The 25,335-nt window shown below is 66.6% G+C and carries 20 protein-coding genes, 3 rRNA genes and 1 pseudogene; 11 read left to right on the plus strand and 13 right to left on the minus strand.

Annotated features, from left to right (window positions below):
* Positions 1-44 precede the first annotated feature (44 nt).
* Positions 45-1,202, minus strand: a complete 1,158-nt coding sequence (bagB, locus tag BJY20_RS10580) for an ArsA family ATPase (protein ID WP_185991491.1) — start codon at positions 1,200-1,202, stop codon at positions 45-47.
* Positions 1,202-2,197, minus strand: a complete 996-nt coding sequence (bagA, locus tag BJY20_RS10585) for an ATPase BagA (RefSeq protein WP_343062854.1) — start codon at positions 2,195-2,197, stop codon at positions 1,202-1,204. The genes bagB and bagA overlap by 1 nt, the downstream gene beginning before the upstream one ends.
* A gap of 29 nt (positions 2,198-2,226) precedes the next feature.
* On the opposite strand from bagA, the gene sp36 reads away from it, so the two are divergent.
* Genes sp36 through BJY20_RS10605 form a run of 4 tightly spaced genes read left to right on the plus strand, consistent with a single transcriptional unit; the run spans position 2,227 to position 4,509 of the window.
* Entirely contained in the window at positions 2,227-2,385 is a 159-nt protein-coding gene (sp36, locus tag BJY20_RS10590) for a Sp36 family protein (RefSeq protein ID WP_185991492.1), read from the plus strand.
* Positions 2,385-2,849 carry a RidA family protein gene (locus BJY20_RS10595; RefSeq protein ID WP_185991493.1) on the plus strand — a complete coding sequence of 155 codons (465 nt, stop codon included), beginning with the start codon at positions 2,385-2,387 and terminating at the stop codon, positions 2,847-2,849. Before sp36 ends, BJY20_RS10595 begins: the two co-directional genes overlap by 1 nt.
* A complete protein-coding gene (locus BJY20_RS10600) occupies positions 2,849-3,682 on the plus strand; it encodes an NUDIX hydrolase (RefSeq protein WP_185991494.1) in 834 nt (277 codons plus the stop codon). Before BJY20_RS10595 ends, BJY20_RS10600 begins: the two co-directional genes overlap by 1 nt.
* Positions 3,679-4,509 carry an MBL fold metallo-hydrolase gene (locus tag BJY20_RS10605; protein WP_343062855.1) on the plus strand — a complete coding sequence of 277 codons (831 nt, stop codon included), beginning with the start codon at positions 3,679-3,681 and terminating at the stop codon, positions 4,507-4,509. The genes BJY20_RS10600 and BJY20_RS10605 overlap by 4 nt, the downstream gene beginning before the upstream one ends.
* A 238-nt stretch (positions 4,510-4,747) precedes the next feature.
* Here the strand turns inward: BJY20_RS10605 and BJY20_RS10610 are convergent, their stop codons facing one another.
* A complete protein-coding gene (locus BJY20_RS10610; protein WP_185991495.1) occupies positions 4,748-5,425 on the minus strand; it encodes a cyclic nucleotide-binding domain-containing protein in 678 nt (225 codons plus the stop codon).
* Between the two features lie 104 nt (positions 5,426-5,529).
* On the opposite strand from BJY20_RS10610, the gene nth reads away from it, so the two are divergent.
* Positions 5,530-6,207 carry an endonuclease III gene (gene nth / locus BJY20_RS10615; protein ID WP_185992570.1) on the plus strand — a complete coding sequence of 226 codons (678 nt, stop codon included), beginning with the start codon at positions 5,530-5,532 and terminating at the stop codon, positions 6,205-6,207.
* Positions 6,204-6,893 (plus strand): NUDIX hydrolase, encoded by a 690-nt coding sequence (locus BJY20_RS10620; protein WP_185991496.1) that lies wholly within the window; start codon positions 6,204-6,206, stop codon positions 6,891-6,893. The genes nth and BJY20_RS10620 overlap by 4 nt, the downstream gene beginning before the upstream one ends.
* On the opposite strand, the gene BJY20_RS10625 is transcribed toward BJY20_RS10620, so the two are convergent.
* Both BJY20_RS10625 and BJY20_RS10630 read right to left on the minus strand, forming a co-directional pair.
* On the minus strand, positions 6,856-7,674 hold the full coding sequence (locus tag BJY20_RS10625) for an alpha/beta fold hydrolase (protein WP_185991497.1): 819 nt from the start codon (positions 7,672-7,674) through the stop codon (positions 6,856-6,858). The two genes, BJY20_RS10620 and BJY20_RS10625, sit on opposite strands and share 38 nt — an antisense overlap.
* Positions 7,675-7,763: 89 nt before the next feature.
* On the minus strand, positions 7,764-8,222 hold the full coding sequence (locus tag BJY20_RS10630) for a phage holin family protein (protein ID WP_185991498.1): 459 nt from the start codon (positions 8,220-8,222) through the stop codon (positions 7,764-7,766).
* Positions 8,223-9,042: 820 nt separating this feature from the next.
* On the opposite strand from BJY20_RS10630, the gene BJY20_RS10635 reads away from it, so the two are divergent.
* The 3 genes from BJY20_RS10635 (at position 9,043) to rrf (ending at position 14,337) form a co-directional block, all read left to right on the plus strand.
* Positions 9,043-10,567: ribosomal RNA gene (locus BJY20_RS10635) — 16S ribosomal RNA — on the plus strand.
* Between the two features lie 420 nt (positions 10,568-10,987).
* Positions 10,988-14,100: ribosomal RNA gene (locus BJY20_RS10640) — 23S ribosomal RNA — on the plus strand.
* A 120-nt stretch (positions 14,101-14,220) separates the two neighbouring features.
* Positions 14,221-14,337 (plus strand): 5S ribosomal RNA (gene rrf, locus BJY20_RS10645).
* Together the 16S, 23S and 5S rRNA genes form the textbook arrangement of a ribosomal RNA operon.
* Before the next feature lie 183 nt (positions 14,338-14,520).
* Here rrf and acs read toward each other — a convergent pair.
* Positions 14,521-16,467, minus strand: coding sequence for an acetate--CoA ligase (gene acs, locus BJY20_RS10650; protein ID WP_185991499.1), 1,947 nt, complete (start codon positions 16,465-16,467; stop codon positions 14,521-14,523).
* Between the two features lie 261 nt (positions 16,468-16,728).
* On the opposite strand from acs, the gene BJY20_RS10655 reads away from it, so the two are divergent.
* On the plus strand, positions 16,729-17,655 hold the full coding sequence (locus tag BJY20_RS10655; protein ID WP_221935308.1) for a phenylalanine 4-monooxygenase: 927 nt from the start codon (positions 16,729-16,731) through the stop codon (positions 17,653-17,655).
* 27 nt (positions 17,656-17,682) lie between these two features.
* Here the strand turns inward: BJY20_RS10655 and BJY20_RS10660 are convergent, their stop codons facing one another.
* A complete protein-coding gene (locus tag BJY20_RS10660; RefSeq protein WP_185991500.1) occupies positions 17,683-18,285 on the minus strand; it encodes a TetR/AcrR family transcriptional regulator C-terminal domain-containing protein in 603 nt (200 codons plus the stop codon).
* Between the two features lie 196 nt (positions 18,286-18,481).
* Here BJY20_RS10660 and bioB point away from each other — a divergent pair.
* Positions 18,482-19,231, plus strand: a pseudogene (gene bioB / locus BJY20_RS10665) (biotin synthase BioB); the annotation flags it as partial.
* 83 nt (positions 19,232-19,314) lie between these two features.
* On the opposite strand, the gene BJY20_RS10670 reads toward bioB, so the two are convergent.
* From BJY20_RS10670 to BJY20_RS10695, 6 genes are all read right to left on the minus strand, one after another.
* Positions 19,315-20,931 (minus strand): solute symporter family protein, encoded by a 1,617-nt coding sequence (locus BJY20_RS10670; RefSeq protein ID WP_185991502.1) that lies wholly within the window; start codon positions 20,929-20,931, stop codon positions 19,315-19,317.
* Positions 20,931-21,278 carry a DUF485 domain-containing protein gene (locus tag BJY20_RS10675; protein ID WP_185991503.1) on the minus strand — a complete coding sequence of 116 codons (348 nt, stop codon included), beginning with the start codon at positions 21,276-21,278 and terminating at the stop codon, positions 20,931-20,933. Before BJY20_RS10675 ends, BJY20_RS10670 begins: the two co-directional genes overlap by 1 nt.
* A 175-nt stretch (positions 21,279-21,453) precedes the next feature.
* Positions 21,454-22,977, minus strand: coding sequence for a sodium:solute symporter family transporter (locus tag BJY20_RS10680; RefSeq protein WP_185991504.1), 1,524 nt, complete (start codon positions 22,975-22,977; stop codon positions 21,454-21,456).
* Complete coding sequence (locus BJY20_RS10685) at positions 22,974-23,345, minus strand: hypothetical protein (protein WP_185991505.1); 372 nt, start codon at positions 23,343-23,345, stop codon at positions 22,974-22,976. The genes BJY20_RS10680 and BJY20_RS10685 overlap by 4 nt, the downstream gene beginning before the upstream one ends.
* A complete protein-coding gene (locus tag BJY20_RS10690) occupies positions 23,342-24,103 on the minus strand; it encodes a LytR/AlgR family response regulator transcription factor (protein WP_185991506.1) in 762 nt (253 codons plus the stop codon). The genes BJY20_RS10685 and BJY20_RS10690 overlap by 4 nt, the downstream gene beginning before the upstream one ends.
* A gap of 10 nt (positions 24,104-24,113) precedes the next feature.
* Positions 24,114-25,313 carry a sensor histidine kinase gene (locus BJY20_RS10695; protein ID WP_185991507.1) on the minus strand — a complete coding sequence of 400 codons (1,200 nt, stop codon included), beginning with the start codon at positions 25,311-25,313 and terminating at the stop codon, positions 24,114-24,116.
* Positions 25,314-25,335: the final 22 nt, after the last annotated feature.

The raw sequence follows: 25,335 nt of genomic DNA on the forward strand, positions 1-25,335 counted from the left end.
AACCTGAGCGGATCCGGCAACCTCCGCGGCGGTTCGACAGGCCGTTACGGTCGGCCGGCGAGCGCCTTCCCGATGTCACGCAGCCCGGCGAGGTCGTGGATGTCGACCGGGTGCGCCGGGACCGTGCCCACCGGCACGCCGGGGTGGGACGTGCGGAACCGGGTGATGACCGCCCGGTGGCGAGCGGCGCTCTCGGCGGCCTCGGCGTGCACCCGCAGCAGTGAGACGGCGAGCGCGTGGCCGCCCAGGGCCTGGAGCCGGTCGGCGGCGTCCTCGGCGCGCCCGGCACTGAGCTGCTTGGCGGCGGTGACGCGTACCCGGTTGACCAGGAGCCCGGCCAACGGCATCTGCTCGCTGGCCAGCCGCTCGATGAAGAAGCCGGCCTCACGCATCGCGTCGCGCTCCGGTGCGGCGACGACGAGGAAGGCCGTCTCCGGGTGGGCGAGCAGCGCGTAGGTCTGGTCCGCCCGTTGGCGGAAGCCTCCGAACATGGTGTCCATGGCGGCGACGAAGGTCTGCACGTCGCGCAGCATCTCCCCGCCGAGCAGCTTCGCCATGATCCCGCTCGCCAGAGAGACGCCGGCACCGAAGACGCGAAGGGAGGCGCGGCCTCCCACCTTTGCCGGCGCAGTGAGCAGCCGGATGAAGCGTCCGTCGAGGAAGGACCCCAAGCGCTTGGGCGCGTCGAGGAAGTCCAGAGCCGACCGTGACGGCGGGGTGTCGACGATGATCAGGTCCCAGTCGCGTGAGCCGTCCGTGACCTGGCCGCGCAGTTGCCCGAGCTTCTCCATCGCCATGTACTCCTGGGTCCCGGCGAAAGAGCTGGATACCGCGATGTAGAAGGGGTTGGCCAAGATCTGGGCGGCCTTGTCCGGTGCGGCATGGGCTTCGACCACCTCGTCGAAGGTCCGCTTCATGTCGAGCATCATCGCGTCCAGCGAGCCACCACCCGAGGTGTCCAGGCCCGTCACGGGGCGTGGCGTGTTGTCCAGCTCGTCGAGTCCGAGGGACTGGGCCAGCCGTCGGGCCGGGTCGATGGTCAGGACGACGACTCGACGTCCCTGCTCGGCGGCACGCACGGCGAGCGCGGCAGCGGTCGTCGTCTTGCCGACGCCACCGGAGCCGCAGCACACGATGATCCGACGGGCGGGGTCGGCGATGACTGCGTCGAGGTCGAGGCCGGTCTCGGGGCGGGCAGCCATCACACGCCCCCCTGGTCGGCGAGGGACTCGGAAAGCAGCCGCAGGCCCCCCGACTCCACGCCGTCGGCCAGGTGCGGCAGCGTGCGCACGGGCACCGGCAGGTCACCCAGCACCTGCCGCTGCTCGACCTGGAGCTCGGCCCGCAGCACGTGGTCCCTGCCCTCGCGGAGCAGGCCGGAGATCATCGCTGGCCCGGCCTTGATGCCGACAGCGCCGAGTGCCTCGCTGACTGCGTCGCGCACCTCGGGCGCCTCCTGCGCGACTGCAGCGGCGTGCTCGTCCGCGACAAGTGGCTGGCGGACTCCGTTGGCGATGACCGAGCCGACCCGCAGGGACAGGCCGCCGAGCTCGGCGATGGCGTCCCGCGTCTCCTGGACCGGCATCTCCTCCAGGAGGGTGACGACGTGTACCGAGGTGGTCGGGCTCTGCAGCACCCGGGTGATCGACTCGGCCTGGCTGTGGATCGGACCCATCCGGGCCACCTCCGAGACCTCCTCGTTGACCGCGAGGAACCGACCGATCCGTCCGGTGGGTGGGGCGTCGAGGACCACGGCGTCGTACACGGGGCGCTTGCGGGCCCCCTTCGTCTGCCGGCCGACGGCCTCGTAGATCTTGCCGATGAGCAGCACGTCCCGCACACCCGGCGCGATCGTCGTGGCGAAGTCCACCGCCCCGACCTTCTCCAGGACCGAACCGGCGCGGCCGAGCCTGTAGAACTTCTGCAGGTACTCCAGCAGTGCGCTCTTGGCGTCCACGGACAGCCCGAAGAGCTCCCCGCCGGACGGATCCCCCACGAGGTGACGCTCGCTCGAACCGAGCGGAGCGACGTCGAGCACCTGGGAGATCCCCTGACGGCCCTCGACCTCGGCGAGCAGCACCCGCTGTCCGCGAGCGGTCAGGGCCAGTGCCATCGCGGCGGCGACGGTCGTCTTGCCCGTCCCGCCCTTGCCGGTGACGACATGTAGTCGCACACGGGGGTCCGAGGGGGAGTTCACACTCGTCAGCCTACGAGTAGGGTGCCCACATGACCCAGTGGGAGTACGCAACAGTGCCGCTCATCGTCCATGCCACCAAGCAGATCCTCGACCAGTGGGGCGAGGACGGGTGGGAGCTCGTCCAGGTCGTCCCCGGCCCGGACGGGACCAACCTGGTGGCCTACCTCAAGCGAGCCAAGAGCGCCTGATGGGACGCATCGACGACCGTCTGGCCGAGCTGTCCATCACGCTTGCCGAGCCGGCAGCTCCGGCGGGCGCCTATGTGCCGGCCCTCGTGGACGGCAACCACGTCCTCACCTCCGGGCAGCTGCCGATGGTCGACGGGCAGCTGCCCGCGGTCGGTCACGTCGGCAGCGAGGTCGACCCGGACCGGGCCAAGGAGCTCGCGAGGACGTGCGCGATCAACGCGCTCGCGGCGATCAAGTCCGCCATCGGTGACCTCGATCGCGTCGAGCAGGTCACCAAGGTCGTCGGTTTCGTCTCCAGCGCGCCTGACTTCACGGGCCAGCCCGGCGTCATCAACGGCGCGAGCGAGTTCTTGGGCGAGGTCTTCGGCGAAGGGGGCACGCACGCCCGGTCTGCCGTGGGCGTCGCCGCGCTCCCTCTCGGCTCGCCGGTTGAGGTCGAGGTGACCGTGAGGCTGCGCGACTGATGGTCCAGCGGGACTTCCTGGTCGACGTCGACGCCCAGCGGACGCTCGGGGTGGCGCAGGGCAACCGGGCTCCCGCCGATCCGGTCACGCCGCGGCTGGCGTCGACCGTCATGTTGCTGCGCGACGACGAGGGCCCGCTCGAGGTCTTCATGCTCCGTCGGGTCGCCCAGATGGAGTTCGCCGCGTCCATGCACGTCTTCCCCGGGGGCGGGGCCGACCAGCGCGACGCCGAGGACGAGCTGCCGTGGGCCGGACCGGCAGTGGAGGAGTGGGCCGAGCTGCTCGGCACCGATGAGGCCTCTGCGCGGATGCTCGTCGCCGCTGCCGTGCGCGAGGTCTTCGAGGAGACCGGCGTCCTGCTGGCCTCCCCCGTCGAGGCGGAGGACGGGCCCCCGCAGCTCGACCTCGACGATGCGCGTGAGTTGCGCCGGGCCCTGGTGGCCCGTGAGGTCGGCTTCGGTCAGGTGCTGCTTGAGCGTCAGCTGGTCCTGCGAAGTGACCTGCTGCGCTACCGGGCACACTGGATCACCCCCGTCATCGAGTCGCGGCGCTATGACACCCGGTTCTTCGTCGCCGCCGTCCCTGCCGGGCAGGACCCAGACGGTGACACCAGCGAGGCGGACCAGTCGGGCTGGACCCGACCGCAAGCGCTGCTCGACGCCTTTGCCGACGGTCAGGTCATGCTGATGCCCCCGACGATCGTCTGCCTCGAGCAGCTCGCCGAGGTGAGCACGGTGCGCGCAGGCCTGGAGCAGGATCTGGCGATCGCGCCGGTGCTGCCCGAGTTCGTCATCTCCGACGCGGGCCCGGCCGTGCGAGCGAGCCTGCCGTGAGCCCCGCCATCGCACCCGAGCCCTCCGCCCCCTTCGGGGAGTGGAGTGGCGGTCAGGTCACCCCGAACGCCCACTGCCTCCTCCAGGGCAACCCCGGCCCCATGACGCTCGACGGGACCAACACCTGGGTGCTGATGTCGCCCGGTGGGACCGAGGCGATCGTGATCGACCCGGGTGAGGACGAGGCTGAGCACCAGCAGCGTGTCGTCGACCACGTCGCAGCGCACGGGGCTCGCGTTGGCCGGATCGTGCTCACGCACGGCCACTACGACCACAGCGAGGGAGCCCCACGGTTGGCGCGGCTCACCGGAGCGCCCGTCCAGGCGGTCGGCCGCGGGCACGACGACCTGTCCGACGGCGATGTGCTGCGGGCCGGGGACCTGGAGATCCGCGTCGTGACCACCCCGGGGCACACCGCCGATTCGATCTCCTTCGCGCTCGAGTCCGACAACGCGCTGCTGACCGGTGACACCGTCCTCGGGCGCGGGACCACGGTCGTCGCCCACCCTGACGGGGAGCTGGCGGCCTACCTCGACTCGCTCGAGCGCATCAAGGCGCTCACCGGTGGGGGAGAGGTCACCTCGATCCTTCCCGGCCACGGACCGACGGTCCCCGATGCTGCGTCGATGGTCGACTTCTACCGCATGCACCGGCGCGAGCGCCTCGACCAGGTCCGTGCTGCGCTCTCCGATGGTGCGCACACCGCCGACGACGTCGTGGCGACGGTCTACGCGGACGTCGATCGGTCTGTCTGGCCCGCCGCGAAGATGTCGGTTCTCGCGCAGATGGCCTACGTTCTCGCGCAGATGGCCTACCTCGAGGCCTGACCGTCGAGCGTCGGGCGAAGTGATTGGCCGGTCCGGGGTCCACGGGCGCAGGGACGGGACGCACTTGGCGCGAAGTCCGGCCCACCGTGTCCATCTCCGTCGACCAGGTTTGACAGGCCGGACTCCGGCCTGGGCCGTGCCGACCCCGTCCGTGTGCCCGCTTCAACGCGCCCCTGCGCCAGACAGAAGGCCGCGTGCTCACCAGGAGCGCGCGGCCTTCGTCGTGTCGTGGTATGCGTCAGCGCGCGCGGCGGGTGAGGCGCTCGACGTCGGTGAGCAGCACGGCCCGGGCCTCGAGGCGCAGCCAGCCACGCCCGGCGAAGTCGGCGAGCGCCTTGTTGACCGTCTCCCGGGAGGCGCCGACGAGCTGGGCGAGCTCCTCCTGGGTGAGGTCGTGGCCGACCATGACACCCTCCTCGACGGGGCGACCGAATCGCTGGCTCAGCTCGAGCAGAGCCTTGGCCACGCGCCCGGGGACGTCCGTGAAGACGAGGTCGGCGAGGTTCTCGTTGGTGCGGCGCAGACGGCGGGCCAAGGCGGCCAGCAGCGTGCCTGCGATGTGCGAGTGGCTCCCCAAGAGGGTGACCAACTGCTCGTGACCCAGGCCGATGAGCTGCGTCTCGGCCACGGCGGTCGCCGTGGCCGTACGCGGACCGGGGTCGAAGAGGCTGAGCTCCCCCAACATCTCGGACGGGCCGAGGATCGCCAGCAGATTCTCCCGGCCGTCCGTGGAGGAGCGGCCGAGCTTGATCTTGCCCTCGGTGATGACATAGAGACGATCACCCTGGTCGCCCTCGTTGAAGAGGACGTCCCCGCGCTCCATGCGCACAGGGGTCATCGTCGCCATCACCTCAGCGGCGTCGGCGTCGTCAAGAGTCGCGAAGAGCGGGGCGCGGCGTACGACATCGAGGTTCACACAGCGCAGTGTGCCACGAGAGAGATTCTCGTGGGGCCTAGGCTGCGGGGGTGTCTGCTGATCGCGTCGAGTCCCCGCTCGCCCTGACTCGTCGAGCTCGCCGCATGTACCGCACGTTGCACGGGCAGTACCCGTACGCGCACTGCGAGCTCGACTTCGACAACCCGTTGCAGCTGCTCGTCGCGACAGTGCTCTCGGCGCAGACGACGGATGTCACGGTCAACCGGGTCACTCCTGCTCTGTTCTCCCGATGGCCCACTGCGGCCGACCTCGCGTCGGCCGATCGGAGTGAGATGGAGGAGGTGCTGCGCCCGACCGGCTTCTTCCGGGCCAAGACCAACTCCGTGCTCAAGCTGGGCGCGGCCCTCGTGGAGGACCACGACGGGCAGGTACCACCGCGCCTGAAGGATCTGGTGAAGTTGCCGGGGGTGGGCCGCAAGACGGCGAACGTGGTCCTGGGCAATGCCTTCGGTATCCCGGGGATCACGGTCGACACGCACTTCGGCCGGTTGTCACGGCGCATGGGGTGGACGGACGAGGAGGACCCCGTCAAGGTCGAGCACGCGGTCGGTGGGCTCATCCCGCGCAAGGAGTGGACGATGCTCAGCCACGTCGTGATCTTCCACGGCCGCCGGACCTGCCACGCGCGACGACCGGCGTGCGGCGCCTGCCCCGTGGCCCGGTGGTGTCCGTCGTACGGGGTGGGCGAGACCGACCCCGAGGCGGCGGCCGCGCTCCTGAAGTACGAACTGGCGCCCGGAGCGGAGGCGAAGAGGGTATGAACCACGTCGAGTCGCCGCCACCCGGGTGGTTGGTCAGGTGCGCGGCGAACCTCCACGCCGACCTTCCGGACTGGTTCACCCGTTTCGAGCCACCGGAGGACCCGCCGCGACGCTCTGCGGTCCTCATGCTCTTCGGACCGGGCGAGGACGGCCCGCGCGTCGTGCTGACGCAGCGGTCGGAGACGTTGCGTAGCCATGCCAGCCAGGTCTCCTTCCCGGGCGGCAAGCTCGATCCGGGGGAGACCCCGGTCCAGGCAGCGCTGCGGGAGACGTGGGAGGAGGTCGGAGTCGACCCCTCCGCCGTCGAGGTCATGGGATCATTCCCCGAACTGTGGCTCGGGCCGAGCAGCAACGCGGTCACTCCGGTGCTGGGCTGGGTGCGTGAGCCGCACCCCCTTCGCGTCATTGACCGGGGAGAGGTGGCCCGCGTCGAATGGGTTTCGGTCGCAGACCTGGTCGACCCGACCCACCGGTTCACGGTCAAGGGCCCGTCGGGTTATGTCGGGCCGGGCTTCGATGTGGCGGACCTCTTCGTCTGGGGTTTCACCGCACAGCTGCTCACGGTGCTCCTCGAGGCTGCGGGCATGGCGCAACCGTGGGACGAATCAACCCAACGCCGGCTGCCGTGGCGCTTCGTGCGCCAGTACCTCAGCGCGCGTGCTGGACGGCGTCGAGCCAGTCGATGAGCAGCGAGCTCATCTGCTCGGGAGCCTCCTCCGGCACGAAGTGACCGACGTCCGGGATCTGGCTGACCTGCAGCGGCCCGCTCGTGTGCCGACGACTCTCTGCAGACAGGATCGGTAGTGAGGACGGATCGTGCTCTCCGTGCACGTGGAGGACCGGCACGGAGATCTCCTCGCGGACCCGGTGCAGGTATCGGGCTCCCGATGGGGTGAAGCGGCAGCGGTGGACCCACCGGTGGTACTCCGCAGCGGCTTGTCCGGCGAAGGGGACGGACATCGCCTCCGTGTACCGGTCGACCACCTGCGGGGTCAGCCACCCGAGATCCGGTCCGGACCAGGCGCGCAGACGGCGAGCCACGCTCATGGCCTGCCGCTCGGGGGCGAAGGGGGTCTGCATCGCCCGGAGGTAACTGTTGGAGCGCCACTGGAAGGGATGACGCCACATCGCCCGGTGGAAGACTGCCGGGTGGGGGGCGGACACCGCCGCGACGGCGGCCGTCATGTCGGGATGGAGGCTCGGCATGCTCCAGGCGAACCCCGCTCCGAGTCCGTGCCCGACGAAGACCGCACGCTCGGCGCCGAGGCTGCGCACGATCGCGGCGAGGTCGTCACAGGCAGTCGAGGCGTCATGGCCGTGCGGTGGCTTGTCGCTGGCACCGAATCCGCGCAGGTCGAGCGCGACGGCGCGGTACCCCGCCGCGGCCACCGCGGGCAACTGAAGCCGCCAGGACCACCAGAACTGCGGGTAGCCGTGGACGAAGAGGACCAGGGGGCCGCGGCCCATGGATGCGACGTGGAAGCGAGCGCCGTTCGCAGATACGAATCGGTGCTCCCACGGTCCTTGGATCAGGGCCGTGGCGGCATCGGGAGGATTCAGCGGCCCGGCTTGATCGCCGTCATGGACTCCTGGGCGTTGCGGATGGCCTTCTGCGGCACCGCATTGGCCTTGGCCTTCTTGACCGCCTTGATGCCGAGGAGCCCGAGCACTGCCGCAATGAGGAAGAGGACGAGCGTGACGATCAGGTACCCGGCCCACACCGGCAGCCACACCGCGACCACCTGGGCGAGGGTGTGGAAGAGGAAGATCAGCCCGAGCAGGGCGAGGAACGCCGCGACCCCGAGGAAGGCGACCCCCTTGCCACCGAAGGAGACCCCTCGGGAGATCTCGGTCTTGGCAAGCTGGATCTCGTTCTGGACGAGAGCCGAGAGGTCGTGCGAGGCATCGGCGACGAGCTGGCCGACGGTCCGCTCCGTCTCCCCAGGTGCCGGCTGACCGACGACGCGGCGGGCGGCTCGCTCGGCGGGGGTGCTGGTGGCGCTGTCGTTGCTCATGGTGCTCCTGGTCGCGACGGTGACCCACCACGGATGGGCCGGGCCTTGTGCAACCGCAAGCCTACCCACCAGTCCGTGGAAACGAGGGAACCGTGGCGCGAGACGTCGCTGCGAACACGTCCACACTCCTGTGGCGCGACAACCTCGCGCAGGGAACCTCCTTCGTCGCGGCGTGGAAACGCTCGCCACAGGTGCTTGCTCCGCGGGCCCCCTGGAGGGCGATTTGGCATGCGAGAGATCCGTGTTCTAGTGTTCTTCCTGTCAGCCCGAGAGGGAGGAACGGACACCAAGTAGCGGCCCTTGCCGGGTCGCACCAAGTAGGCCGGTCCCCAGGGTTGACAGCCCCTCGTCCACGTTGACGGATTCTTGGTCATCACGACCACGGAACCGACGATTTGGAGCCGCACAGCCTCGCTGCTACGGTGGGTTTCCGCCGCTGAAGATCCAAGCGCGATCAAGCAGTCCGGCCGCTCATGAGAGCGGGTCACGGATTTGACGCCCAAGAGTGGACAGCGGCAGGATAAAGAAGTTGCCCCTTGTGCGGTTCACTGGTTGGTGGGTTGTGTGGGGTGTGCGTGTGAATCTTGAGAACTCAACAGCGTGTCAAATGATCGATGCCAATACCTCGTTTCTTGGCTGATTGTTGCTGGCTACTTTTGTGGTTGGTGATGGTTGGTTGGGGAGCATATTTTCTTTGGTTGATTGAGATGATTAGCAGTTTTTGCTAGTTGTTCTTGCTCAGCTGGGATTGTGAGCCCTTTGTTGGGTTATTGATTGGCTCTTGGTCCTGCATTTTGTGTGGGGTTGGGGGTTTTTATCATCAACGGAGAGTTTGATCCTGGCTCAGGACGAACGCTGGCGGCGTGCTTAACACATGCAAGTCGAACGGTGAAGCTCCAAGCTTGCTTGGGGTGGATCAGTGGCGAACGGGTGAGTAACACGTGAGCAACCTGCCCCAGACTCTGGAATAAGCGCTGGAAACGGCGTCTAATACTGGATATGAGATACGCCCGCATGGGTAGTGTCTGGAAAGTTTTTCGGTTTGGGATGGGCTCGCGGCCTATCAGCTTGTTGGTGAGGTAATGGCTCACCAAGGCGACGACGGGTAGCCGGCCTGAGAGGGCGACCGGCCACACTGGGACTGAGACACGGCCCAGACTCCTACGGGAGGCAGCAGTGGGGAATATTGCACAATGGGCGAAAGCCTGATGCAGCGACGCCGCGTGAGGGATGACGGCCTTCGGGTTGTAAACCTCTTTCAGCAGGGAAGAAGCGAAAGTGACGGTACCTGCAGAAGAAGCACCGGCTAACTACGTGCCAGCAGCCGCGGTAATACGTAGGGTGCGAGCGTTGTCCGGAATTATTGGGCGTAAAGGGCTTGTAGGCGGTTTGTCGCGTCTGCTGTGAAAATCCGAGGCTCAACCTCGGACTTGCAGTGGGTACGGGCAGACTAGAGTGTGGTAGGGGAGACTGGAATTCCTGGTGTAGCGGTGAAATGCGCAGATATCAGGAGGAACACCGATGGCGAAGGCAGGTCTCTGGGCCACTACTGACGCTGAGAAGCGAAAGCATGGGGAGCGAACAGGATTAGATACCCTGGTAGTCCATGCCGTAAACGTTGGGCGCTAGGTGTGGGACTCATTCCACGAGTTCCGTGCCGCAGCTAACGCATTAAGCGCCCCGCCTGGGGAGTACGGCCGCAAGGCTAAAACTCAAAGGAATTGACGGGGGCCCGCACAAGCGGCGGAGCATGCGGATTAATTCGATGCAACGCGAAGAACCTTACCAAGGCTTGACATATACCGGAAACATCCAGAGATGGGTGCCCCTTTTTGGTCGGTATACAGGTGGTGCATGGTTGTCGTCAGCTCGTGTCGTGAGATGTTGGGTTAAGTCCCGCAACGAGCGCAACCCTCGTTCTATGTTGCCAGCACGTAATGGTGGGGACTCATGGAAGACTGCCGGGGTCAACTCGGAGGAAGGTGGGGATGACGTCAAATCATCATGCCCCTTATGTCTTGGGCTTCACGCATGCTACAATGGCCGGTACAATGGGCTGCGAATCCGTAAGGTGGAGCGAATCCCAAAAAACCGGTCTCAGTTCGGATTGGGGTCTGCAACTCGACCCCATGAAGTCGGAGTCGCTAGTAATCGCAGATCAGCAACGCTGCGGTGAATACGTTCCCGGGCCTTGTACACACCGCCCGTCAAGTCACGAAAGTCGGTAACACCCGAAGCCGGTGGCCCAACCCTTGTGGGGGGAGCCGTCGAAGGTGGGACTGGCGATTGGGACTAAGTCGTAACAAGGTAGCCGTACCGGAAGGTGCGGCTGGATCACCTCCTTTCTAAGGAGCTTTGAATTGCTGTCTGCCACGTGTGTGGTGGGTGGTTAATGCTCGGTTGTGTCGGCGAGTGTCCGGCAGCCGGGTGCTCTGGGTGGAACATCGATCATGACATCGTGGCCGTGCCTGGCCGTTCTAGTACCTGCAGTCTCATGTTGTGTGGGGGTGTGGTGGAGCGGGCGTGTTGGGTGTGGTGTGGGTGTCGGACACGTTGTTGGGTCCTGAGGGTTCGGGCGTGAGCTTGTTCCTGATGGCCAACGAGAAGGCTCGCTGCTGTTGTGGTGGTGGGTTGTTGGTTGTGGGCCCTGCCTGGCAGGCGAACTGCTACGTGCATCTTCGGGTGTGGTGGTGGGCGTGTGCGTTTCAGTTGCAGGGTGCTGCCCGTATGTTGAGAACTACACAGTGGACGCGAGCATCTTTGTGGCTCAAGTTTTTAAGGGCGCACGGTGGATGCCTTGGCACCAGGAACCGAAGAAGGACGTAGGAATCTGCGATAAGCCTCGGGGAGTCGATAACCAGACTGTGATTCGAGGATTTCCGAATGGGGAAACCCGGCTGGAGGCAAGTCCAGTCACTCCCGGCTGAATATATAGGTCGGGTAGAGGGAACGTGGGGAAGTGAAACATCTCAGTACCCGCAGGAAGAGAAAACAATTGTGATTCCGTGAGTAGTGGCGAGCGAAATCGGATCAGGCCAAACCGCACCTGTGTGATAGCTGTCAGGCGTTGCAGGTGCGGGGTTGTGGGACATGACGTCTCGGGACTGACATCCCGGGCGGGAGTGATAAATCTGCGTCATAGTCGAAGAGTCTTGAATGGCTCGGCATAGAGGGTGCGACCCCCGTAGACGAAATGATGCAGACTCTTGTGTTGTGTTCCCAAGTAGCACGGGGCTCGAGAAATCCCGTGTGAATCTGTCGGGACCACCCGATAAGCCTAAATATTCCCTGGTGACCGATAGCGGACAAGTACCGTGAGGGAAAGGTGAAAAGTACCCCGGGAGGGGAGTGAAATAGATCCTGAAACCGTGTGCCTACAATCCGTCGGAGCCTCCTTGTGGGGTGACGGCGTGCCTTTTGAAGAATGAGCCTGCGAGTTAGTGCTCAGTGGCAAGGTTAACCCGTGTGGGGAAGCCGTAGCGAAAGCGAGTCCGAAGAGGGCGTCATAGTCGCTGGGTCTAGACCCGAAGCGGAGTGATCTACCCATGGCCAGGTTGAAGCGACGGTAAGACGTCGTGGAGGACCGAACCCACTTAGGTTGAAAACTGAGGGGATGAGCTGTGGGTAGGGGTGAAAGGCCAATCAAACTCCGTGATAGCTGGTTCTCCCCGAAATGCATTTAGGTGCAGCGTCACGTGTTTCTTACCGGAGGTAGAGCTACTGGATAGCTGATGGGCCTCACCAGGTTACTGACGTTAGCCAAACTCCGAATGCCGGTAAGTGAGAGCGTGGCAGTGAGACTGCGGGGGATAAGCTCCGTAGTCGAGAGGGAAACAGCCCAGATCACCAGCTAAGGTCCCTAAGCGTGTGCTAAGTGGAAAAGGATGTGGAGTTGCAGTGACAACCAGGAGGTTGGCTTAGAAGCAGCCATCCTTGAAAGAGTGCGTAATAGCTCACTGGTCAAGTGATTCCGCGCCGACAATGTAGCGGGGCTCAAGCACACCACCGAAGCTGTGGCATTGACGCATTGCTTGACGCACTTTGTGTGTCCAGGCGTGTTGATGGGTAGGGGAGCGTCGTGTGGCGAGTGAAGCGGCGGAGTGATCCAGTCGTGGATGCCACACGAGTGAGAATGCAGGCATGAGTAGCGAATGACGGGTGAGAAACCCGTCCGCCGAATAACCAAGGGTTCCAGGGTCAAGTTAATCTGCCCTGGGTAAGTCGGGACCTAAGGCGAGGCCGACAGGCGTAGTCGATGGACATCCGGTTGATATTCCGGAACCGGCGAAGAACCGCCCCTGATGAATCCAGTGATGCTAAGCGCCTGAAGCTCACCACAGGCATCTTCGGATGTCGCCGGTGGGTGGAACGCGTGACCCGATCTGGTAGTAGTCAAGCGATGGGGAGACGCAGGAAGGTAGCCTCCGCGTGGCGATGGTAGTCCACGTCCAAGGGTGTAGGGCGAGTCGTAGGTAAATCCGCGACTCATGTGCCCAAGGCCTGATGGTGACCGCTTTTGCGGGAAGCAGGGTGATCCTATGCTGTCGAGAAAATCCTCTAGCGAGGTTCTAGCCGCCCGTACCCCAAACCGACTCAGGTGGTTGGGTAGAGAATACCAAGGCGATCGAGTGAATCGTGGTTAAGGAATTCGGCAAAATGCCCCCGTAACTTCGGGAGAAGGGGGGCCCGGACCCTGAAGCTCTTTACGGGCTAGGGGAAAGGGCCGCAGAGACCAGGGAGAAGCGACTGTTTACTAAAAACACAGGTCCGTGCGAAGTCGCAAGACGATGTATACGGACTGACGCCTGCCCGGTGCTGGAAGGTTAAGAGGACCGGTTAGCTCTCTTTGAGGGCGAAGCTGAGAATTTAAGCCCCAGTAAACGGCGGTGGTAACTATAACCATCCTAAGGTAGCGAAATTCCTTGTCGGGTAAGTTCCGACCTGCACGAATGGCGTAACGACTTCTCCACTGTCTCAACCACGAACTCGGCGAAATTGCATTACGAGTAAAGATGCTCGTTACGCGCAGCAGGACGGAAAGACCCCGGGACCTTCACTATAGCTTGGTATTGGTGATCGGGACGGCTTGTGTAGGATAGGTGGGAGACGTTGAAGCATGCACGCCAGTGTGTGTGGAGTCATCGTTGAAATACCACTCTGGTCGTTCTGGTTATCTAACCTCGGTCCGTGATCCGGATCAGGGACATTGCCTGGTGGGTAGTTTAACTGGGGCGGTTGCCTCCTAAAATGTAACGGAGGCGCTCAAAGGTTCCCTCAGCCTGGTTGGCAATCAGGTGGCGAGTGCAAGTGTACAAGGGAGCTTGACTGCGAGACAGACATGTCAAGCAGGGACGAAAGTCGGAACTAGTGACCCGACGGTGGCTTGTGGAAGCGCCGTCGCTCAACGGATAAAAGGTACCCCGGGGATAACAGGCTGATCTTCCCCAAGAGTCCATATCGACGGGATGGTTTGGCACCTCGATGTCGGCTCGTCGCATCCTGGGGGTGGAGTATCTCCCAAGGGTTGGGCTGTTCGCCCATTAAAGCGGCACGCGAGCTGGGTTTAGAACGTCGTGAGACAGTTCGGTCCCTATCCGCTGTGCGCGTAGGAAACTTGAGAGAGGCTGACCCTAGTACGAGAGGACCGGGTTGGACGAACCTCTGGTGTGTGAGTTGTTCTGCCAAGGGCACCGCTCATTAGCTACGTTCGGGAGTGATAACCGCTGAAAGCATCTAAGCGGGAAGCATGTCTCAAGATGAGGTTTCCATGAACTACGGTTCGAGAGGCTCCCAGTAGACGACTGGGTTGATAGGCCAGATGTGGAAGTGCAGCAATGCATGGAGCTGACTGGTACTAATAAGCCGATGACTTGATACACACACAACACTTGTTGCGTAAAGAAGTAGTGCTCCGCGTCCACTGTGCAGTTCCCGAGATACGGTCAGACCCCCCCTTTGACCCACCAAGGGGGCACGGCAAATCGTATTTCCATAGAGTTACGGCTGTCACAGCGAAAGGGAAACGCCCGGTCCCATTCCGAACCCGGAAGCTAAGCCTTTCAGCGCCGATGGTACTGCACTGGAGACGGTGTGGGAGAGTAGGACGCAGCCGGACAACCATTAGAAAAGCGAAAGCCCCCGACGAGTCGTCGGGGGCTTTCGTACGTCCCAACGACCAAGGCCCTGCGAGTCCACCGCGTGCGTCAGAGCCGTGGATTCTCGGGCAAGTGTGTTGGGGCACGCGAAGGGGCCGGCCCGCCGATCATCGGCGGGCCGGCCCCTTCGTCGTCCTGGGGGATCAGTCGTCGGCGGTCTTGGACATGCCGTCCTGGATCAGCGCCATGACCGAGGAGTCGGCCAACGTGGTGACGTCACCGACCTCGCGGTTCTCCGCGACGTCCTTCAGCAGACGGCGCATGATCTTGCCGGAGCGGGTCTTGGGCAGCTCCGAGACGATCATGATCGAGCGCGGCTTGGCGATCGGGCCGATCTGTTTCGCAACGTGGTTACGCAGCTCGGTGACCAGCTCGCCGCCACGGTCGGCCGAATCGGCCTCGGTCGTCGTGTCCTGGCGCAGGATGACGAAGGCCTCGATGGCCTGACCCGTGGTCGGATCCGAGGCGCCGACCACGGCCGCCTCGGCCACCTTGTCGTGGGAGACGAGGGCGGACTCGATCTCCGCAGTCGACATCCGGTGGCCCGAGACGTTCATGACGTCGTCGACGCGGCCGAGGATCCAGATGTTGCCCTTCTCGTCGTACTTCGCGCCATCGCCGGCGAAGTAGAGGTCGGGGCCGAAGCGGCTCCAGTAGGTGTCCTTGTAGCGCTGAGGGTCGCCCCAGACGCCGCGAAGCATTGCCGGCCAGGGTTTCGTCAGGACGAGGTAGCCGACCGCGTCGGTGTCGGTGAGGCGGTTGCCCTCGTCGTCAAGTACCTCTGCGTGGATGCCGGGAACCGGGGCCTGCGAACTACCCGGCTCGAGCTCGGTCACCCCGGGCAGCGGGGAGTTCATGATCGCCCCGGTCTCGGTCTGCCACCACGTGTCCACGATCGGGGCGGTCCCGCCGCCGATGTGCTCGCGGTACCAGCGCCAGGCCTCGGGGTTGATCGGCTCACCGACCGAGCCGAGAACGCGCAGGGAGGAGAGGTCGTACTGCTGGGGGATGTCGTGGCCCCACTTCATGAAGGTGCGGATCGCGGTGGGAGCGGTGTAGAGGATGGAGACGCCGTACTTCTGCACGATCTCCCAGAAGACGCCCTTGTGTGGGCTGTCCGGGGTGCCCTCGAAGACGATCTGCGTGGCACCGTTGGCCATCGGGCCGTAGACGATGTAGCTGTGGCCCGTCACCCAGCCGATGTCGGCGGTGCACCAGTAGACGTCGGTCTCGGGGTGCAGGTCGTGGACGACGGCGTTGGTGTAGGCGGTCTGGACGAGGTACCCACCGGTGGTGTGCAGGATGCCCTTGGGCTTGCCCGTCGTGCCGGAGGTGTACAGGAGGAAGAGGGGGTGTTCGCTGTCGTGGGCGGGGGCCTCGTGGGTGTCCGCAGCCGGGGTGACGACATCGTCCCACCAGACGTCCCGGTCCTCGTCCCAGGCGACATCGATGCCGGTGCGCTTGACGACGAGGACCTTCTGCGCGGAGGTGCCCTCGACGGCATCGTCGACGGCCTTCTTCAGCGGCATGGCCTTCCCCTTGCGGAACTGGCCGTCGCTGGTGACGACAACCTTTGCATCGGCGTCGTCGATGCGGGCCCGCAGCGCGTCGGCGGAGAAGCCGGCGAAGACGAGCGAGTGCGGAGCGCCGATACGGGCGCAGGCCAGCATCGTGAAGATCGTCTCCGGGATCATCTGCATGTAGATGGCGACGCGGTCGCCCTTCTCGACGCCGAGGGACGCCAGACCGTTGGCGGCCTTGGCGACCTCGCGCTGCATGTCCGCGTAGGTGATCGCACGGTCGTCGTCGCCGTTGGCGGAGACGAAGTGGATGGCGACGCGGTCGCCGTTGCCTGCCTCGACATGGCGGTCGACGCAGTTGTAGGCGACGTTGAGCTCACCCCCGACGAACCACTTCGCGAAGGGTGCGTCGCTCCAGTCGAGCGTGGTGTCGAAGTCCTTGCTCCACGTGACGTACTCGCGGGCACGTGCGGCCCAGAATCCCTCATGGTCTGCCGCAGCCTCGTCGTACAGGGCTGCCTTGCCGACCGCCTGGTCGGCGAACTCGGTGCTCGGGGCGAAATCCGACACGTGTCCTCCTCGTCGAGTGGCCGTGCGTCACCGCACGGTGGATACCTCTCCTACCTTCCCCCGATGTGGTCACGAGCACAATCGGTGTCCGTTCACCGTCGCCGGGCGTCGGTCTCGGGGCGACGAACGGCAGCCACCGCACGGCATGGGGTCCGGGGTGGGCACTGTGCGCAGAGGTCGCGGGAGTGGGCTCGAGGCGCACTGCACATCCTGACCAGTGATCTGCGCTTCCGTAGCCGGGTCGGGCGTCATCTGTCACTCTTGACTGACCACAAGGAGGTGGTGGATGTGTTCACCGAGGGACAGTTGTACTCACCCGTGACCGAGCACGAGGACGGCTCCGTGGAGGTCCACCTCGCGGACACCCACCCGGGCCGGGACGATCAGGAGTACCTGCGTCGCCGGGGCGAGATCGCAGGGATCGCACTGCGATGGGACCGGGGCCGCGAGCCCGTCCCGACCGTGACGTACACCGAGGACGAGCACGAGGTGTGGCGCCGGGTCAGCGACGAGCTCGCACCCCTGCACGAGCTCCACGCGCACCCTGAGTACCTCGCCGCCAAGGAGCGACTCGCTCTCCCCGTCGACCACGTCCCGCAGTTGCACGAGGTCAGCGAGCATCTGCTCCCGCTGACCGGATGGCGGTACGTGTGCGCGCCGGGTCTGGTCCCGTTGCGGGACTTCTACGCCGATCTTGGCGGCCAGACCTTTAATTCCACCCAGTACCTGCGCCACGGCGCCGAGCCGCTCTACACGCCGGAGCCGGACATCATCCACGAGGTGATCGGGCACGGGAACCAGCTGGCCAGCCCACGTCTGGCCGCGATCACCGAGGCCGCAGGCGCGGCGTCCCTGCGGCTGGAGACGGACGAGGCCATGCAGTTCGTGGCCGATGTCTTCTGGTTCTCGATCGAGTTCGGCGTGGCCTACGACGGTGACGACCTCAAGGCCTACGGGGCCGGGATCCTCTCCAGCTTCGGGGAGATCCAGGAGTACTCATCGATGGAGATCCGCGACCTCGATCTCGCGGACATGGGCACGCTCAACTACGACATCACGAAGTACCAGCCGGTGCTCTTCGCGGCCCAGAGCCTGGGGCACCTCGAGGACGTCGTCGGCGGCTTCTTCGCCACGGTCACTGATGAGTCCGCCGCATCGCTGCGGGCCGGGGCGGCCGCGGCCAGCTGAGACGGGCGCCGGTCAGAGCAATGCCGGTCAGAGCAATGCGTTGATGCCGGCGAGCACGATGTTCACGCCGGTGTCGAAGTCGGTCGGTGCGCGCTCGCCGAAGGTGATGCCCGACCGGGCCGCGTGGTCGTGGGACTGCTCGTCGTAGGCGTGCCCGTAGACGAAGTGCAGGAGGGTGCGGGCCGCTGTGGGGGCCACCTTGTGGGTCAGGCCCGCCTCGACCAGCAGGTCGCACAGCCCGACGAAGGGTGCGTGCCCCCCCATACCGAAGGCCCACATGCTCATGACGAGGTCGGCGCCGTCCGGGTAGGCGGTCACTGCGTCGCGGACGTCGCAGCACTGTTGGCGCGCCTGGTCCTGCCAGCCGCCCGGCGGGGAGACGGTGCGCGGGCCACGCGCGATGATCTCGTCCGCGACGGCACCGAGCAGCGCCTGCTTGTTCTCGAAATGGTGGTACAGGGCGCTCTGCTGCACCCCGAGCTCGGTCCCGATCGCGCGCATCGTCAGGTCGGGCAGGCCCACCCCGGCGAGGATGGTCAGGGCAGTGTCCACGACATGCGCCCGGGTGAGGCGCTGCGTGGGGGCGCGGCGTGGGGCCGGCACGGCCCTCCCTTCGTCGTGGTTGTCCATGGAACAACTTGACCCTACCGGTCCACGCCCCTAATATGAACGCCGTTCACCGTGGGTGAACGGCGTTCAGTGTCAGCACGTTGAGCCATGTACCCGCCGGAGGTGGACAGATGAAGGCACACGAGCTCGTCACCCGCATCCTCGACGGAGCGGAGGCGACGCGGCAGGACGCGCTGGCCGTCCTGCGCACACCCGACGAGGAGGTGCTCGACGTGCTCTCAGCGGCCGCGGGCCGAGCAGCCGCGACGTCGAGCGGGTCGCCGGCATGGTCGGCGCGATCAAGGAGGAGCACCCAGACGTCGAGGTCTGCGCCTGCCTCGGTCCGCTCCGGGACGGGCAGGCCGAGCAGCTGCGTGACGCCGGGGCCGACGCCTACAACCACAACATCAACACTGCCGAGTCGCACCACGAGCAGATCGTCACGACGCACACCTACGACGATCGGGTCCGCACGGTGGCGAAGGCACAAGGTGCCGGGCTGTCTGCGTGCAGTGGCCTCATCGCTGGGCTGGGCGAGAGTGACGAGCAGCTCGTCGAGGCGCTCGTCGCGCTGCGCGAGATGGGGTCCGAGTCGATCCCGGTCAACTTCCTCATCCCCTTCGACGGGACCCCGAAGCAGCAGACGTGGGAGCTGTCGCCGCTGCGCTGTCTGAAGATCCTGGCCACCGCCCGGGTCCTGGCTCCCTCTACGGAAATCCGCATCGCAGCCGGCCGCGAGATGCACCTGCGCAGCCTGCAGGCGCAGGCCCTGCACGTGGCCAACTCGATCTTCCTCGGGGACTACCTCACGGCCGAGGGGCAGGCGGCGCAGGACGACCTCGATCTCCTGGCCGACAACGGATTCGTCATCCTCGGGGCGGGGGCTCCGGCGGGCGACCCGACGCCGGGCGGGGACCCGGTCATCCGTCGGCGCGGAGCGGGCACGCAGGCTCCGGCCAACGCCTGAGCCCCTGCAGGCGGGGTGCTGACGGACAGGCGAAGGGGGGAGAGCCGCGGCTCTCCCCCCTTCGCCTGTCGTGATGTGGTGGGTCAGTGCTCGACCACCTCGGCCACGCCGTGACCGGTGAGGCTGCGCACCTCCATCTCGGCGTACTTCGCGCGGTTGAACTCCGTGCTGGTCACCGAGCCCAGCCAGCCGAGGAAGAAGCCGAGCGGGATCGAGATCAGTCCGGGGTTGGCCAGCGGGAAGATGCTGAAGTCAGCACCCGGGATCATCGCCGTCTCCGATCCGGAGACCACGGGGGAGAAGGCGATGAGCACGATCGCCGCGCCGAGGCCGCCGTACATCGACCACAGCGCCCCACGGGTGTTGAACCGCTTCCAGAAGAGGCTGTAGAGGATCGTCGGGAGGTTGGCGCTCGCCGCGACGGCGAAGGCGAGGGCCACGAGGAAGGCGATGTTCTGGTTCTTGGCGAGCATGCCACCGAGGATTGCGACGATGCCGATGCCGATCACGGCGTACCGCGAGACCTTCACCTCCTGCTCCTGGCTGGCCTGGCCATTCTTGAAGACCTGGTTGTACAGGTCGTGCGCGAAGCTCGCGCTGGCGGTGATCGTCAGCCCGGCGACGACCGCGAGGATCGTCGCGAAGGCGATGCCCGAGACGATGCCGAGCAACCACGACCCACCCAGCTCGAAGGCGAGCAGCGGCGCGGCTGCGTTCGCCTTGCCGGGTGCCTCGTTGATCCGGTCCGCGCCGACGAGGGCGCCGGCGCCGTAGCCGATGACCAGGGTCAGCAGGTAGAAGCCGCCGATGAGCCAGATGGCCCACTCGACGGACTTGCGGGCCTGCTTGCTCGTCGGGACGGTGTAGAAGCGCTGCAGGACGTGGGGGAGTCCGGCGGTGCCGAGGACGAGCGCCAGCGAGAGCGAGATGAAGTCGATCTTCGTCGTCAGGCTGCCGCCGTACTTCAGACCCGGCTCGAGCAGCTTGTCGCCGGCGGCGGGGTTCTCGTCGACCGCGGCCTGCATCACCCCCGAGAGGCTGAAGCCGAAGGTTCCCAGGACCCACACGGTCATCACTGCCACGGCGAGGATCAGCAGTACGGCCTTGATCATCTGCACCCAGGTGGTGCCCTTCATGCCACCGATCATCACGTAGCTGACCATGACGATGCCGACGACGGCGATGACGATGTTCTGCGCTGCGGCGCCGTCGACGCCCAGGAGCAGGGAGACGAGCGAACCGGCGCCGGCCATCTGGGCCAGCAGGTAGAAGAAGGAGACCGCGAGGACCGAGCTGGCCGTGGCGATGCGCATCGGACGTTGGCGCAGTCGGTAGGACAGCACATCGGCCAGGGTGAAGCGGCCCGTGTTGCGGAAGAGCTCGGCCACGAGGAGCAGGGCGACGAGCCAGGCCACGAGGAAGCCGATGGAGTAGAGGAAGCCGTCGTAGCCCTGCAGAGCGATCGCCCCGGCGATGCCGAGGAAGCTCGCGGCGGAGAGGTAGTCGCCGGCGATGGCCAGGCCGTTCTGCCTGCCGGAGAAGGACGCGCCCCCGGTGTACATCTGGCTGGCCGTCTTGTGACCGGAGGCGACCTTGATGACGATCGCCAGCGTCGCGACGACGAAGACGACGAAGATGGTGATGTTCAGTGCGGGCGAGCCGGTCGTGGTCTCGGCGGCCAGGGTGCTCAGAGTGCTCATCAGCCGTCCACCTCCGGGGTCTCGTCGCTGCCGATGCTGGAGGCCAGGGCCTCAGCGCGCGGGTCGAAGACCCGGTTGGCCCAGCGGACGTAGATGATCGTGATCGCGAACGTCGTCACGAACTGGCCCAGGCCGAGCAGCAGGCCGATGTTGATGTTGCCGAAGACCTCGGTGCCCATGAAGTCGGATGCGAAGATCGACAGCAGGACGTAGAGGAAGTACCACGCCAGGAAGAACGCGGTGACGGGGAAGACGAATCCGCGGAACTTGCGGCGCAGCTCGCCGAACTCCTCGGACTCCTGGACGGCGATGTAGCGCTCGCCGAGCGTGGGAGCTTCGTTGCTCACAGCTCACCTCCGGGTAGTGGGTGGATCCGGACGGCGTCGGCCGGACGCACCCAACACTCACGCAGGAGGGGGCTTCCCGTCCGCACTTGCGTCGTGCCCCGCGGCCGACGCGCGCGCTGCGTCGCCGTGCGGGCGAGGGGCCCGCGACGAGCGGTCGACGGGCCGCGATGAGCGGTCAGACCGCGTCGGCGTAGACGTCCTCCGGCGTGTGCAGCCGAGCCATGGTGCGCGCCCAGCGGCGCGGACGCGAGGCGGGGGTCGCCAGCGAGACCAGCACCGTCACGGCGAAGGCGAGCGGGGTCGCCCACGCGGTCGGCGCTGCCACGAGCGCTCCCACCCAGCCGTGAGGGGCGAGCCCGAGGACGGAGGCCAATGCGGCAGCACCCGTGGTCAGGCCACCGACGAACACGCCCGCGGCCGCCCCCTTCGCCGTCAGCCCGGGCCACCACACGCCGAGGATCAGCAAGGGCGCGAAGGTGGCCGCGGCGATGGCGAAGGCGTGTCCGACAGCCGAGGAGATGCCCACCGGCGCGGACGAGACGGCAACGGTGAAGGGGGCGAGGACCCCGATCCCGGCAGCGAGGCGGAAGGAGCCGGCCGGGCTGGCATCACCCTTGGTCATCCGGCTCAGGAGGGGTCGGATGACGTCCTGGTCGATCGCGCCTGCCACGGACATGGTCACACCCGAGGCAGTGGAGAGAAAGGCGGCGAAGGCGCCGCCGGCGACGAGCGCCGTCAGCAGTCGTCCGTCGAGACCGGGCAGGATCGCGCCCGGCAGGGCGAGCACGACCGTGCGACCGGGGTCGTTGAGCAGGTCCGGGGCATCGAGGTACGCGCGACCGAGGAAGCCGTAGACGGGTGGGAAGAGGTAGAACAGGCCGAGCAGCGCCAGCACCGCGACCGTCGTGCGCCGGGCTGCCACCCCATCGGGGTTGGTGTAGAAGCGTACGGCGATGTGCGGCAGGCCCATGGTCCCCAGGCACAGGGCAGCGAGCGTGCTGTAGGTGGTGAAGAGGGAGCGAGTCACCGGTTCGCTCGAGGTGAGGGGCTGCCACCAGGAGCTGTCGGCCTGCGGCGCCGGCGCGCCGGACTGGGCCCAGACGGCGAGCAGGACGAAGGCAGGGATGGCGATGGCGGACAGCTTGATCCAGTACTGGACGGACTGCACGAGTGTGACCGCCCGCATGCCGCCGGAGGCGACGTTGAGGGTGACGATGACGGTGAGGACGGTGGCCCCCACCCAGGTGGGCAGCCCCGAGACGTGCCGCAGCGCGAGGCCGGCGCCCTGCATCTGCGGCAGGAGGTAGAGCCACCCGATGCCGACCACGAGGAGGGCGCAGCCGCGCCGCAGGGTCGAGGACTCCAAGCGGGACTCGGCGAAGTCGGGGAGGGTGTATGCGCCGGACCGGCGCAGGGGAGCGGCGATGAGGATGAGCAGGACGAGGTAGCCGACCGTGTACCCGACGGGCATCCACAGCATGTCGACGCCGTTCTCGTAGACCAGCCCGGCGACACCCAGATAGCTTGCGGCGGAGAGGTACTCGCCCCCGATCGCGCTCGCGTTGCGCCACGGGGTGACGGCTCGGCCGGCGACGTAGAAGTCGCTCGTGCCCGTGGCCAGCCGCAACCCCAGGGCGCCCAGGGCGAGGGTGGTCACGCAGACGAGCGCGATCGCGGCGACGCTCAGCGGGTCACTCACCGGCGCCTCACGAGGTCGTTGAACTCTGCCTCGAGACGCTCAGCGGACCGGGTGTACCACCGGGCGACGAGCACGATGACGGGGTAGACCACTACGCCGAGGACGGCCCACGCGATCGGAAGCCCGAGGGCGGACAGTGACCGGACGGGCGGGACGAGCGCGTAGATCAGGGGCAGCGCGCCGAGGGTCAGCAGGCCGGCGGCCAGGACCCCGAGGGTCAGCTGCAGCTGGGCGCGCATGAGGGAGGAGACGTAGGTCGCGCCGAGCCGGGACTCGCCGGCGATCTCCTCGCGGACGGTGCGCGGGTGCTCGCTCTGGGTGTTCCTACGGGTCCGGGTGACGCGGACCCGCTCCGGTGGCGGGCTCACCCGTCGACGGTGTCGGTGCGGGGCCGCAGCAGCGTGGTGCGCAACGCCCTGGTGTGCCGCCGACTCACCTGCAGCTCGTTGCCGTCGACGACCACGGTGCAGCGTCCGCCGTCGTTGTGGACCTCACTGATGTGGCGGGTCGCGACCAGCGTGGAGCGGTGGATCCGGACGAAACCCGCCTCGGCCCACCGGTCCTCGAGGGTCGCCAGCGGGATGCGCACCAGGTGCGACCCTGACGGGGTGTGCAGCCGGGCGTAGTCACCCTGGGCCTGCACCCACCTGATCTCGCTGCGGGGGATGAAGCGGGTCACCCCGCCGAGCTCGACCGGGATGGTCTCGTCTCCCTCGTCGGTCTCGGGCGCGCGGGTCTCCCGGTCGGCCGAGGCGAGGCAGCGCCGCACCGCCTCGCCGATCCGCTCCGGGCGAACCGGCTTCATCAGGTAGTCGACGGCATCCAGGTCGAAGGCGTCGACGGCGTGGGTGTCGTAGGCGGTGACGAAGACGATCTGGGGTCGCTCCGCGAAGCGTCGGATGACGCGAGCGAGCTGCATGCCGTCCAGACCCGGCATGGCGATGTCGCTGAAGACGACGTCGATCTGCTCGCGTTCGAGGGCGGCGAGGGCCGCCGTGCCGCTCGAAGCGGTCAGGACACGACTGACCCGGTCGTCCTGGTCGAGGAGCCAGGCGACCTCGTTGCGAGCCGGGGCCTCGTCATCGACGACGAGGACGGTCAACGCGGGGAGCGACGGGCGCGTCATGGGGGCCACACTAGGCGGGTTCCTCCAGGGCCGGGGAATACTTGGGTACCCGGAAGGAGACCCGCATCCCCGCGTCCGGTGCCGTGTCGACGACGAGGCCGAACTCCTCACCATAGACCTGGCGCAGTCGGGCGTCGACGTTGCCGAGGCCGACGGAGTCGGCCCGTGACTGCCCGTCGAGAACCTTGCGGATGGCCTCCGGGTCGGCTCCGACGCCGTCGTCATCGACTGCGAATTCGGCGTCGGTGCCGTGGTCGATCGCGCTCAGCGTGATCTGACCGGGTCCCTCCTTCGGGGCCAGACCGTGGCGCACGGCGTTCTCCACGAGGGGCTGGATGGACAGATACGGCACCCGCACCGGCAACACCTCGGGAGCGATCTTCAGTGTGATGCCCAGTCGCTCGCCGAAGCGGGCCTGCTCGAGGACGAGGTAGCGCTCGACATTGCGCAGCTCCTCGCTGACGGTCGTGAAGGCACCGTCGCGTCGTAGGGCGTAGCGAGTGAAGTCGGCGAACTCGAGCAGCAACTCGCGGGCCCGGGCCGGGTCCGTCCGCACGAACGAGGCGATCGCCGCGAGGCTGTTGTAGATGAAGTGCGGGGAGATCTGGGCGCGCAGGGCGCGCAGCTCGGCCTCCATGGCGCGGGTGCGCTGGTGCGAGAGCTCGGCCAGCTCGACCTGGGTGGCCACCCAGGAGGCGACCTCCTCGGCAGCGCGCGCGAGGCCGGCGGACGCGGCGGGCCCGAACCCGGCGATCAGTCCGATCACCCGTCCCTCGACGGACACCGGGGCGAGGACGGCCGCGCGCAACGGGCACTCCAGCGAGCTGCAGGTGACCGACTCCGGCCCGAGGACGAGGGTTCGTCCCGAGGAGAGCACAGTCTGCCCCTGGTCCATGACGGCGGGCAGGTGGTGCCTCCCTTCGCCATCCCAGACGAGCACGCTGCTGCGGTCGCAGATCGCCAGGGCGGGCGTGGCGAGCATCGCCCGCAGGAAGGGGGCTGCTCGCTCGCACCCCTCGTCGGTGAATCCGTCGGCGAGGTGGCGTGCCGCGACGGACGCCGTGTGCAGGGTCTCGTAGGTCGCCTGGTCGGTGACCGAGATGAAGCCGGGGCTGTGGCGTCTCCAACGCAGGAACGCGACGAGCAGACCGCAGGCGATGAACGCGCCCGAGACGACCACCACAGTGGGTAGGTGCAGGCCGGCGGTCATGGCCGCAGACTAGTGCGGCCTA

It is taken from the genome of Janibacter cremeus, assembly GCF_013409205.1.
GTDB classification, from domain to species: Bacteria; Actinomycetota; Actinomycetes; order Actinomycetales; family Dermatophilaceae; genus Janibacter; species Janibacter cremeus.

What these genes read in the sequence shown, in the direction of transcription:
- bagB (WP_185991491.1), bottom strand. Translation starts at nt 1,202, where the DNA reads ATGGCTGCCCGCCCCGAGACCGGCCTCGACCTCGACGCAGTCATCGCC.
- sp36 (WP_185991492.1), top strand. Translation starts at nt 2,227, where the DNA reads ATGACCCAGTGGGAGTACGCAACAGTGCCGCTCATCGTCCATGCCACC.
- BJY20_RS10595 (WP_185991493.1), top strand. Translation starts at nt 2,385, where the DNA reads ATGGGACGCATCGACGACCGTCTGGCCGAGCTGTCCATCACGCTTGCC.
- BJY20_RS10600 (WP_185991494.1), top strand. Translation starts at nt 2,849, where the DNA reads ATGGTCCAGCGGGACTTCCTGGTCGACGTCGACGCCCAGCGGACGCTC.
- nth (WP_185992570.1), top strand. Translation starts at nt 5,530, where the DNA reads ATGTACCGCACGTTGCACGGGCAGTACCCGTACGCGCACTGCGAGCTC.
- BJY20_RS10620 (WP_185991496.1), top strand. Translation starts at nt 6,204, where the DNA reads ATGAACCACGTCGAGTCGCCGCCACCCGGGTGGTTGGTCAGGTGCGCG.
- BJY20_RS10625 (WP_185991497.1), bottom strand. Translation starts at nt 7,674, where the DNA reads ATGGGCCGCGGCCCCCTGGTCCTCTTCGTCCACGGCTACCCGCAGTTC.
- BJY20_RS10630 (WP_185991498.1), bottom strand. Translation starts at nt 8,222, where the DNA reads ATGAGCAACGACAGCGCCACCAGCACCCCCGCCGAGCGAGCCGCCCGC.
- BJY20_RS10660 (WP_185991500.1), bottom strand. Translation starts at nt 18,285, where the DNA reads ATGGACAACCACGACGAAGGGAGGGCCGTGCCGGCCCCACGCCGCGCC.
- BJY20_RS10670 (WP_185991502.1), bottom strand. Translation starts at nt 20,931, where the DNA reads ATGAGCACTCTGAGCACCCTGGCCGCCGAGACCACGACCGGCTCGCCC.
- BJY20_RS10690 (WP_185991506.1), bottom strand. Translation starts at nt 24,103, where the DNA reads ATGACGCGCCCGTCGCTCCCCGCGTTGACCGTCCTCGTCGTCGATGAC.
- BJY20_RS10695 (WP_185991507.1), bottom strand. Translation starts at nt 25,313, where the DNA reads ATGACCGCCGGCCTGCACCTACCCACTGTGGTGGTCGTCTCGGGCGCG.